This is a genomic window from Fibrobacter sp., assembly GCA_012523595.1.
Lineage (GTDB): Bacteria > Fibrobacterota > Chitinivibrionia > Chitinivibrionales > Chitinispirillaceae > JAAYIG01.
In genome coordinates, this window is record JAAYIG010000083.1 from 1 (window position 1) to 10,571 (window position 10,571).

Sequence of the window (10,571 nt, forward strand, 5' to 3'; positions counted from 1 at the left end):
GAACTGGCAGTTTCCTTGAGGATTCTGTAGGTCTGAGGGATAGAGAGCTTGAATTTCTTTGCAATAGCTTCTACACTGTGACCTGAATCGCGCATTGAAACCATTTCTCTGTTTCTCTCAGGGTTCCCTGCTGTACGGGACTCGATACCGTATTTCTTGCGAAGCTGATGGACTGCTTGTCTTGTAATACCAAATTCTTCACCAATTCGTGCATCGGTTTTGAATTTTTTCTGCAGCCTGATAAGTTCGGCTTTGCTGATTCTTGCCATCTGTAACTACTCCTTTCATAGGTTTTGGAGATTTTTGGAACGGATTTTCAAAGGTATACTTAAAGATGAAAGTCAATCTGAAATGACCGAGACTCATTATTTATTGTAAAATAATATTATGGGAGAACTAATGCAATAAATTAAATACGCATTCGCAAACTAAAAGAAACCGCGGAGAGTCTGGCCTCCGCGGTGGATTGTAAAGCAGAAATTATTTACGGAAGAATTCGTCGTAGAGGGCATTTACAGCCTTTTTCTCATCTGTGGAATCTATACCAAAGATGATACTTATCTCTGAGCTGCCCTGATTGACCATCTTTATGTTTACATCGGCTGCGGAAAGCGCCTTGGCTGCCTGAGCCAGAACTCCGATCTTGTGTATTAAACCCTCTCCGACAACCGAGACAAGAGATATTCCGAATTCCGTGCGGATCTCATCAGGACTGAGCTTCTGATCAATAGCCCTGATAATGTTGTTTGCGGCTTCCGGTTTGAGCTGGCTCTGGTCGAGAATTACAGATATATTGTCAACTCCGGAAGGACAGTGCTCATAGGAGAGGCCCATATCCTCAAAAATCGAAAGAAGTCTCCTTCCAAACCCTCTCTCCCTGTTCATCAGAAATTTCTGTAATGTAAAGCTGCAATAGCCCCCTCCTGAAGCCACACCTACTACATCCCGTGCGCTTGGAAGCCGTTCAGCTACAATAAGTGTCCCCTGGTTTTTGACATTGTTCGTGTTTCGCAGCCGTATCGGAATCTTTTTTCGCATCACAGGCCGGACTGCCTCCTCATGAAGCACATTGAATCCAATGTAGGATAATTCACGCATCTCCTTGTAGCTAAGTGCCGGAATCTGTATCGGCTGAGGAACCAGCAATGGATGAGCGCTGAAGATCCCGTCTACATCAGTCCAGTTCTCGTATTCAATAGCATCCAGAGCCTCAGCCAGAATGGCCCCGGTGAGGTCAGATCCGCCTCTGCTGAATGTGGCAACATCCCCATTCTCGGTGTAACCGAAGAATCCAGGAAACACAACTATCTTCCCTGCACAAAGACTCTTTAAAGTGGACAACCTCAATGACGTGTCAGCCATCGGCTGAGCATCTCCGAAAACATCCGTTACTATAAGTCCAGACTCTTTCGGACAGGCGTAGACTGCTTCGAGTCCATCAATATTCAGATACTCAGCAAACAGCCTGCAATTAAACTCCTCACCGGCCGCTACTACCAGATCACGGAAACGTCTGCTGTTACTCTTGTCTGAAGCAAGTCTTCTGTCCAGATCTGCTGTGATTTCCTCAATTCTAGAAACCGGCACTTTTAAGGGCTGATAAATTGATATGAAGCGTTTTTTCAGATCGCTGACTATTGAGGAATAATCCTCGGATTTAAGGGCTTTTTCCGTTGCTTTGATTAGAAAATCGGTGACCTTTGTACTGTGTTCGGGCGACTTGCCCGGGGCGGAAAGAACAAGACATCTTCGGTTCGGGTTCATCCTCAGAATCTTGACAATTTGTATCAGCTTCTCACTGGAAGCCACTGAACTGCCACCGAATTTACTTACGATCAAATCCATACTGACTCCGGTTTATAAATGAAAAGAACTATTTCTGCTTCATGGTCTTTAAACGGCTGCGGAATTCTTGTGGACTGCACTTTTCCTGCCTCTTGAAGGCACGTGAGAATGAGTTGCCGTTTGGGTATCCAACTTTGCAGGCTATATCTGTAACTGGCTCATCTGTGGTTTCCAAAAGATGCTTGGCGTGCTCCATCCGGACCCTGGTCATGTAATTATACAACGTCATGCCGGTTTCTTTTTTGAAAATTATATTCAGATAGTTTACATCTACACCACATTCCTCTTCAAGGCTCTGCTGGTGCTGAATAGTGGAATAATGGAGGTCCATAAAATTTCTGGCCTTGTTCACCAGATACTTGACTTTGTTTTTGGGAAACTGCCTCTCATCTACTATCATCAAACCCTTCTTAAACAGCACCACCAGGATTTCAAGCAACCTGGAAATTGATGCTAGCCCCAGAATCTCTTTACCTTTGGAAATCACCATCAGCAGGTCAAAAACAAGATTCTCGAAGTAAGCCTTTTCCCTCTCCTCCAGGATCACCTTTCCCTCTACCTCGGCATTCCAGTAGCATTTAGCCTGCTGAGATGGAAGAAGCGAGAAAAGGACCTGAAAGCATTCAAAATTGCCTCTCTGGTGCAGGTAAGTATGCCGTTCCCCCCGTTCCATTACTCCCAGCAGTCCCGGACGGGCAGTTCCGAAACTGCTGCGGGTGACATTCTGGAGAATACCTGTGCCATCCACCTGATACCACAGTCTGTAGCAATCCTGCTGGAACCGGATTTGTGAGTCGAAAACCCCACCATCGGCTCCGGAAAACTCAAGATAATCCAAACCTTTGATTTCTATGCGTAGTCTGGGAAGTTCAACTACCGGAGAGCTCTTCCAGTTCTCAAGAAAACTAAAGGTCCTCAGGCCCGGAAAAGAACTGTGGGGTGTAAAAACAGGGTTGCTGAATTCTGCCAGTAATTCGTGTCTTGTAGGAAACATGTTTGTTAAAAATACATTATTGCTCTACTTATAGTTGGAGAAGTTAAGCGCAAATTATATATTATCTGGTCGTTTAAATTACTCTTCACTTCAAATTATTACCTGCAAATAAAAAATGCCTTCAGTGACGAGCGAAACAAACCGTTTCTTATCTGATGACAGTTCTCTGGCTCTTTACCTCAAAGAGATCAGCAAACATAAAACGCTGAGCCTTGAGGAAGAAGCAAAGCAGGCTGTACGCATTCGAGAGGGTGACAAAAAGGCTCTGGAGAAACTGGTTAAAGCTAATCTGCGCTTTGTGGTTAGCGTTTCCAGAAACTACCAGAACCAGGGTTTGCCATTAAGCGACCTTATCAACGAAGGCAATCTGGGGCTTATCAGGGCAGCAAAAAGATTTGATGAGAAGAAGAATTTCAAATTCATTTCCTATGCGGTGTGGTGGATTCGCCAGGCTATTCTTCAGGCTCTTGCCGAGCAGTCCCGGATCATAAAACTTCCTCTCAACAGAGTAGGAACAATACATAAGATCGGGAAAACCCAGAGCCGTCTTGAGCAGAAACTCTGCCGCCTGCCCAACATTTCCGAAATAGCCGATGAACTATCTCTTGATGAAGATGACGTCTGTGAAACCATCAAAATCGGTAATGCTCACATGTCCCTCGATGCACCGATTCAATCGGGAGAGGATGCCAAGCTGATTGATCTCCTTCAGGATGAGAATCAGGAGAGTCCCGATGATGGCATAATGGATATATCTCTTCAAAATGAGATAGAGCGAACTCTGGATACTCTGTCCGAAAGGGAAAAAGAGGTAGTGAAGCTGTATTTTGGAATAGGAGAGGACACTGCGCACACACTGGAAGAGATCGGCCAGAGGTTCAATCTGACCCGTGAAAGAGTCCGTCAGATAAAGGAAAAAGCGATCAAACGGCTGAAGCATTGTTCCCGCTGTAAACGCCTTAGAATGTATAAAGGGGACTAATCAGAGGTGGAGCAATAAAAAGAGGGCAATACCCCTTTTTTATTTTTTTCCTGCCAGATTGTACAACACTCAGCGTTCGTTGTTCTTGATTCCGAATTCATCCAGCAGTTTTTCTGCCAGCTTATCGATGAATTCCTCGGAATTGTAGTAGCCACTCTCCATTTTTGCCTTCACCTCAGCGATCTTCTCACTTCTGATGTCTGGTTGAGCAGAGAGATTAGCAGCTATTGTTTCGAACTGTGCCTTTGTTTCGCTAAGACGCTGAGCACCAGAGGAAAACTCTGAACGGTCGGCAACTTGAGGCTTCCCGGCCTTCTCTGCCTTCTTTGCGTTCTCGACCTTTCTAAGTTCTGCCTGTAATGGTTGGGTAATTGCATTTATACGCATTTCCCATCACCGCCTTTCATTCCTTATTCTATGTATCGGTAGAAATTTTCAGAACTTTAACGTTATCTCGCTTTAGAGTATACTATCCTTCAGACGCCCCGTCTACTCAATCCTGATGCTATTTAATGGTCCCGATCATATCGAACATGGGCAGATACATTGCAATCAGGATTCCTCCGATAACTACACCCATGACTATGATCATTATTGGCTCGATTACCGATGTCAGAGCATCGATTGCAGCATCGACCTCTTCCTGATAGAACTCGGCGATTTTTTTGAGCATCTCTGCAAGATCTCCGGTTTTCTCTCCCACAGATATCATGTGAATAACCATAGGAGGAAAAACCCCGGTTTCCTTCAGTGGCTCTGCAATAGTAAGTCCGCCAGTGATCCGTTCAAGTGTCTTGATAATTCCTTTTTCAAGTACTTTGTTGCCGGCGGTTTTAGCCGTAATTGACAATGCATCTATGATTGTTACTCCGCTTGAGAGCAGTGTGGAGAGAGTCTGGGCGAACCGGCTTATTGAGCTTTTTCGTTCAAGATCACCAAAAACTGGAATTTTCAGTTTGATTCCATCCAGACGCAACCTTCCATTTTCGGTCTTGTAGTAATAAGATACCAGGAAGGCAAGTCCTGCTATGGCTGCGATTATCAGGAGAAAAAAACGTTGGAGAAAACTGGAAATATCCATGACAATTTTGGTTGGTAGTGGCAGGGAGCCACCCATGTCAACAAACATCTGTGCGAATGTAGGGACAACAAAGGTAAGCATAGCGACTGTGGCTAAAACAGCCACTATTAGCACAATGACAGGATAAGTCATTGCCCCTTTTATTTTTCTTCTCAAAGCTTCTGATTTTTCCTGATAATCTGCAAGGCGACTCAGTACTGTATCCAGATTTCCTGAAGCCTCGCCGGCAGCAACCATATTAGAGTAAAGAGAATTAAAAACCTGGGGGTGCTTGCCTAGAGCATCGGCCAGAGTACTCCCTCCCTGGATGTCTCCAGAGACCTGTTTTATGGAAGCTGATAGTTTTTTGTTTTCTGTCTGGGATGCCAGGATATCCAGACAGTTCACAAGCGGGAGGCCGGCGGAGGTCATTGCAGCGAATTGACGTGTGAACCGGCTCACATCCTTGAGAGACACTCCCGGACTTAAGAACTGTCCTATATCGAAGGTAAGGTTCTTAATGGAGACCGGCCGCAATTTCTTTTTTCGAAGAAGACTGATTACTTCTTCTTTGTTCTGCGCGTTGATCTCACCTTTTACCTGCTTGCCGGCAGTTGTCACGCCTATATATGAAAACCGGGCCATATTTCACTCCTGTGCCGAGACTATATATCACCAATCAGTCTGATTAATTGTTCCGGGTCATTACTACGGGTCAGAGCATCTTTTTTACTGATCAGTCGCTTCTGGTAGAGCCTTAGCAGCTCAGAATTCATAGTTTGCATGCCATACTTCTGGCCGATTTCGATAATACCCTGGAGCTGATGCACTTTGTCATCCCTGATCAGCGCACGCACCGCCATAGTAACCATCAGAATTTCACACGCCAGAACACGTCCTCCTGTTGTTGCCGGAAGAAGGGATTGGCTGATGATTCCTTCAAGTACCATTGAGAGCTGGGCTCTGATGGTGGCTTTCTGGTCAGCCGGGAAGACATCGATAATGCGGTTTATTGTCTGTGCCGCTGAATTCGTATGGAGTGTGGCCAGAGTCAAATGCCCGGTTTCGGCTATGCTGAGAGCCGCTTGAATGGTTTCGAGATCACGCATCTCACCTATGAGAACGACATCGGGGTCCTGGCGAAGCGCGACTCTGAGTGCACTGGCGAAACTCTGGGTATCCTGGGATACTTCCCGCTGATTGACAATACATTTTTTGTGCTTATGAATAAACTCAATCGGGTCCTCAACAGTAAGGATATGCCCTTCACGTTCACTGTTGATTTTATCAACCATTGCGGCAAGAGTAGTGCTTTTTCCGCTCCCAGTCGGCCCGGTGACAAGAACCAACCCGTTTGGCCTTTCGGTCAGTTTACCCACAATAGTCGGGAGTCCCAGGTCCGCGAGTGGTTTTATAGTATATGGAATCTGCCTGATGGCACAGGTGCAGCATCCTCTCTGGAGAAAAACATTGGCCCTGTACCTTGAAAGGTTCTGAACCCCGAAAGAAAAGTCTACCTCTTTTTTCTGTTCGAATATCTTCTTCTGTGCCTCATTCATTATGCTATAGACAAGCTTCTGGACCTGTTCCGGTGAAAGCGATTCAGCATCTGAGGGTATAAGTCTGCCATTGATCCGGAAAAGAGGAGGAGAACCAGTTGTCAAATGCAGATCTGAAGCGTTTCGCTCAGCCATCTTTTTAAGCAATTCGTGCATCGATACCATAATTTAAAACTACTATTTTTTAGGTGTAAATGAAAGTGGCGGATTCATCGTTTTATATTCAATTTATATTCAATCACGCAATTGACAATTCTGCTCAGGATGTTGCTCCAAGCACTTCCTCAACAGTGGTCAGTCCGGCTTTGAGCTTCTGAAGCGCTATCGTCCGCAGAGTTTCCATCCCTTTTGAAACTGCTTTATCCTTAATGCTGTATGGTGGCGCTTTTGAGATGATCATCTCCTGAATCTCAAGATCAACTGGAAGAACCTCATAGAGACCGCATCTGCCACTGTAACCTGTATTGTTACACAGCGGACATCCTTTACCCTCGTAGAGCTTGAGTTCAGAGAGTTCCTTTGAGGAGAGGTTCAGAAAAGAGAGAAGTTCTGATTTGCCCGGATCGGTTTGCACTTTACAGTGAGGGCAGATTTTTCTGATAAGTCTCTGAGCAATGATCAGCCTGACAGACGAGGCGGTCAGGAACGGATCGATACCCATATCTGTGAGTCTGGTAAGAGAACTGGCAGAATCGTTAGTGTGCAGGGTACTCAATACCAGGTGTCCTGTCAAAGCGGCTTTAATAGCTATCTCAGCAGTTTCCAGGTCCCGGATTTCACCGACCATGATTATATCGGGGTCCTGTCTCAGAAAAGACCTCAGGGCAGCAGCGAATGTAAGCCCAATGTTCTGATTGACATTCACCTGGTTGATACCTTCTATATTGTATTCAACCGGATCCTCGGCAGTCATAATGTTTACATCCGGTTTGTTCAGATTGCTGAGTGCCGAGTAGAGAGTAGTTGTTTTTCCGCTTCCGGTTGGTCCTGTGACAAGGATCATCCCGTAAGGTGCGGCCAGAGCTTCCCTCAAACTTCTCAGCCCTGCCGGGGGGATCCCGAACTTTTCCATATCGAGCATCAGGTTTGAGGCATCAAGAATACGCATCACCACTTTTTCCCCGAATATAGTCGGAGTGGTACTTACGCGGATATCTATGGTTTTCAGGCCTGTTTTTATCTTGATTCTTCCATCCTGAGGAAGTCTTCGTTCTGAAATGTTTAGATCTGCCATTATTTTTATTCGGGAGATCACGGCAGAACGAAGCCGGTAAGGAAGAGGAGTCATTTCTATCAACTTGCCGTCAATACGGTAGCGCACCCGCAGGATATTGCTGTAAGTTTCTATATGTATGTCACTGACGCTTTTCCGGACTGCTTCCAGTATGAGATGATTTACAAGCTTAACTACCGGCGCTTCAGTGACTTCGTTTGTGATGTCTTCCGGTTCATCGTTTTTCTCTTCCGAGAGTATCTCAAAATTTTCATTCTTAATATCATTCAGGATTGTACTGACTTCCTGCTCTGAATGGTAATGAAAATTGATTGCTTCCTGTATCTCCTTGGCAGGCGCAAGTACCGGTTTTATGTTATACCCGGTTAAAAACTTGACAGCGTCGAGCATAAACATGTTTTTAGGGTCACTCAGGGCGACTGTCAGAGTACGGTTTATTCTGTTAATCGCAATTACGTTATATCTCTGCGCCATGTCATAGGGGATCAGTTCAATGCAGCCGGGATCAAATTCCAGTTGCTTAAGGCTGACTTTGCCTGAACTCAACTGTTTTTCCAGGAAATGGATAATAAGGTTTTCATCCGGGATCACACCTGTGGCAATAAGTGCCTCACCCAGCATTCCACCTTTTGCAGTCTGATATTTGAGCGCGTTGAGCAACTGAGCTTTTGTGATTGCTCCGCCTTCAACCAGCAATTCTCCAAGTTTTTTTGCCATAGAAAGGTCGTTTGATCAGGTCAGAATTAATGTAATTATACTTTTAACGCCAGGGTTGATCAACAGAAATGACCCGCCGTTTCCTCTTCCTGTATAAATAATCAACTCCTTTTATCTGCTTTGGATTGATGTTTAATGGTATTTCGAGGCGTAACGCGGAAAGTTGTCTTCAAACGCTTCTCTTCAGTACAGATTACATTTCCAAATTTTATATCCATTCCTATGCATTTTCCAGATATAAGCATGTAGCGGGGCCGGAAGCAGCTACGGAGCCGTGATGCTTTTTCTGTATCTGTATTGTAAATAACAATCAGTTCAGATTTTTCTCTAAGAGGGGTGATTTCTGAACTGGAGCAGTCAAACCATGAACCATCAATTACCAGGCACATCATCACCCCGAATTTTACCATTATACACGATCGCTCATCAGAGAATGGTTCGGTATACTCAATCGAGCAGTCTTCCACACGTACCCGGGGAGTTGCAACAGGCACTGGCCATCCGGCGGGCACGGCAACGCTGGCTCCGGCAGTGGTATCAAGCACGTTCCACTTTTCCGGCGGAGAACTGCAGCATGACGAGTTCACTGGCTGAGTAGCCGATATAAGATTCCAGGAAGTAGAGTTCGCAATAAGATCCACGGAGTTAAGCAGGTTAAAAGGTGCTACGATTGTCAGCTTGTTTTCTGATTGAAGCTGCCTTTTAAAGGCAAAAACAAGCTCATCGGTGCTGCTTATTATTTCTATACTGCTTCGTTGCCTGAAAGGGTTATTAGATTCCTGGCGGGAATACCAGGTTAGGATTGCTGTAACGCAGATGAGAAAGCCGATTTTCAGGAGATGACCTTTCCCTAAACGACTTCTGGAGTAACTGAAGGATTCCTTCCTATTTATCTGTTCATACCTGCGGAATCGATCGAGAATGCTTGACTCCTTATGTTGAGCGATTTATTATTAAACTTAGGTTTTTGAATGTATATTGAAAAAAAATACTCTACTGGAATGAACAGGGCAATCTAGATAAGGGCTGGAGTTTTCTTGAAAATGAGAAAGAGAGTAATTGTAATATCGTTGATTGCATTCTGTCTGAACTGTACACCTTATTTCATTTCACGTAAAGCACGGACTCAGGAAAAACCAGCCGGCACAGAAAGTGAACAAAAAAGCCCGGTAAGGACCGAACCCAAAAAAGACGTTCAGTTAACTTTTCTTGATACACTGAATCGGGGTAAGGAGATAAGGCTTGCAGGTACCGACTTTAAAAGTACTTTCAATCAGGCTCCCCAGGATCAGAGTCCCGCGACATTGAAGTACAGGATACAACTGTTTGCCTCAAGCCAGATTGAAGCTCTGCGGGAGCAGAAAAAAGTGGCGGAGGAAAAAACAAATCTTCCTGTTTTTATTGCCTACGAAGCTCCTTATTACAAGTTGTTTGCCGGTGACTTTATTCAGAAAACAGAAGCTGAGAGCAATCTGAGAAAACTGAAAAAGATCGGGTACAATGATGCCTGGATTGTATCGGGCAAAAGTACTCCGGCAAACTAGGTAATTTGTAAATGGCTGCGGTGCAAAATGCCGGGGAGAGGTGGACAACTGTCCAGTTTGCCAGGGGACAGCACATTTATAAGCAGAATGAGTCCTCCAGAGATTTATTCATAATAAAAAGCGGATCTGTTCTGATTTACAAAACTGAAGGTAGCACCAGGATCGAGTTGGGTACTGCCGGTCCGGGAGCGGCTATTGGTACTATCGCTCCCATATATGGAGGTACCAGAAGCACTTCCGGAATCGCGATAGAGCAGACCGAAGCCATTGTAATTCCCGCAACCGATTTCCAGTCTATTCTTGCCAGAGTTCCAGAGTATTTCAGGAAAGTTGCCTACATTCTTGTACAGCGTCTCCGGGAGGTTGGGACTAAGATCTGCAGGTCAATAGATGGCGATCGTCTGAACCATGTGGCAACTATGGTTTTACTAATCTGCCATTCATCAGGAACTTACAGCGGAGATGAGGAAGTAAGTATAAACCAGAAGATGCTTGAAAACGAAATAAAGGATTTACTTAATATACCGCTTTCGGATGTATCGGAAGCCATTGAACGCCTTCGGAAAAAAGGTGTACTTAAAATTGACAATGGGAGAGTTGTTATAACCGGGTTTGAACAGCTTGAGAAGCATTCCC

11 protein-coding genes are annotated in these 10,571 nt (G+C 45.0%); 3 read left to right on the top strand and 8 right to left on the bottom strand.

The window, feature by feature from the left end:
* The 3 genes from GX089_04980 to GX089_04990 all read right to left on the bottom strand — a co-directional run.
* Positions 1 to 269 (bottom strand): helix-turn-helix domain-containing protein (locus GX089_04980; protein NLP01829.1); only part of this gene is annotated, 269 nt, incomplete at its 3' end.
* A 211-nt stretch (positions 270 to 480) separates the two neighbouring features.
* Positions 481 to 1,845 (bottom strand): aspartate kinase, encoded by a 1,365-nt coding sequence (locus GX089_04985; GenBank protein NLP01830.1) that lies wholly within the window; start codon positions 1,843 to 1,845, stop codon positions 481 to 483.
* A gap of 28 nt (positions 1,846 to 1,873) precedes the next feature.
* Positions 1,874 to 2,839, bottom strand: a complete 966-nt coding sequence (locus GX089_04990; protein ID NLP01831.1) for a helix-turn-helix transcriptional regulator — start codon at positions 2,837 to 2,839, stop codon at positions 1,874 to 1,876.
* Positions 2,840 to 2,954: 115 nt separating this feature from the next.
* Between GX089_04990 and GX089_04995 the strand changes: the two genes are divergently transcribed.
* Positions 2,955 to 3,821, top strand: a complete 867-nt coding sequence (locus GX089_04995) for a sigma-70 family RNA polymerase sigma factor (GenBank protein NLP01832.1) — start codon at positions 2,955 to 2,957, stop codon at positions 3,819 to 3,821.
* Between the two features lie 69 nt (positions 3,822 to 3,890).
* Here GX089_04995 and GX089_05000 read toward each other — a convergent pair whose 3' ends face one another.
* From GX089_05000 to GX089_05020, 5 genes are all read right to left on the bottom strand, one after another.
* Complete coding sequence (locus GX089_05000; protein NLP01833.1) at positions 3,891 to 4,208, bottom strand: flagellar biosynthesis anti-sigma factor FlgM; 318 nt, start codon at positions 4,206 to 4,208, stop codon at positions 3,891 to 3,893.
* A gap of 118 nt (positions 4,209 to 4,326) precedes the next feature.
* Positions 4,327 to 5,526 carry a type II secretion system F family protein gene (locus GX089_05005; GenBank protein ID NLP01834.1) on the bottom strand — a complete coding sequence of 400 codons (1,200 nt, stop codon included), beginning with the start codon at positions 5,524 to 5,526 and terminating at the stop codon, positions 4,327 to 4,329.
* Between the two features lie 20 nt (positions 5,527 to 5,546).
* Complete coding sequence (locus GX089_05010) at positions 5,547 to 6,605, bottom strand: type IV pilus twitching motility protein PilT (GenBank protein NLP01835.1); 1,059 nt, start codon at positions 6,603 to 6,605, stop codon at positions 5,547 to 5,549.
* Positions 6,606 to 6,699: 94 nt separating this feature from the next.
* Complete coding sequence (gene pilB / locus GX089_05015; GenBank protein NLP01836.1) at positions 6,700 to 8,391, bottom strand: type IV-A pilus assembly ATPase PilB; 1,692 nt, start codon at positions 8,389 to 8,391, stop codon at positions 6,700 to 6,702.
* A 101-nt stretch (positions 8,392 to 8,492) separates the two neighbouring features.
* Positions 8,493 to 8,936: a hypothetical protein gene (locus GX089_05020; GenBank protein ID NLP01837.1), complete on the bottom strand. Its 444-nt coding sequence runs from the start codon at positions 8,934 to 8,936 to the stop codon at positions 8,493 to 8,495.
* 498 nt (positions 8,937 to 9,434) lie between these two features.
* Here GX089_05020 and GX089_05025 point away from each other — a divergent pair, with 498 nt between their 5' ends.
* Together GX089_05025 and GX089_05030 are read left to right on the top strand one after the other, a co-directional pair.
* Positions 9,435 to 9,935, top strand: a complete 501-nt coding sequence (locus GX089_05025) for an SPOR domain-containing protein (protein ID NLP01838.1) — start codon at positions 9,435 to 9,437, stop codon at positions 9,933 to 9,935.
* Between the two features lie 11 nt (positions 9,936 to 9,946).
* Positions 9,947 to 10,571: Crp/Fnr family transcriptional regulator (locus GX089_05030; protein ID NLP01839.1), on the top strand; the 625-nt coding region annotated here is incomplete at its 3' end.

Excerpts from the sequence above, each read along its gene's own strand:
- pilB (NLP01836.1), bottom strand. The coding sequence starts at position 8,391 with ATGGCAAAAAAACTTGGAGAATTGCTGGTTGAAGGCGGAGCAATCACA.
- GX089_05025 (NLP01838.1), top strand. The coding sequence starts at position 9,435 with ATGAGAAAGAGAGTAATTGTAATATCGTTGATTGCATTCTGTCTGAAC.
- GX089_04995 (NLP01832.1), top strand. The coding sequence starts at position 2,955 with ATGCCTTCAGTGACGAGCGAAACAAACCGTTTCTTATCTGATGACAGT.
- GX089_05000 (NLP01833.1), bottom strand. The coding sequence starts at position 4,208 with ATGCGTATAAATGCAATTACCCAACCATTACAGGCAGAACTTAGAAAG.
- GX089_04990 (NLP01831.1), bottom strand. The coding sequence starts at position 2,839 with ATGTTTCCTACAAGACACGAATTACTGGCAGAATTCAGCAACCCTGTT.
- GX089_05005 (NLP01834.1), bottom strand. The coding sequence starts at position 5,526 with ATGGCCCGGTTTTCATATATAGGCGTGACAACTGCCGGCAAGCAGGTA.
- GX089_05010 (NLP01835.1), bottom strand. The coding sequence starts at position 6,605 with ATGGTATCGATGCACGAATTGCTTAAAAAGATGGCTGAGCGAAACGCT.
- GX089_04985 (NLP01830.1), bottom strand. The coding sequence starts at position 1,845 with ATGGATTTGATCGTAAGTAAATTCGGTGGCAGTTCAGTGGCTTCCAGT.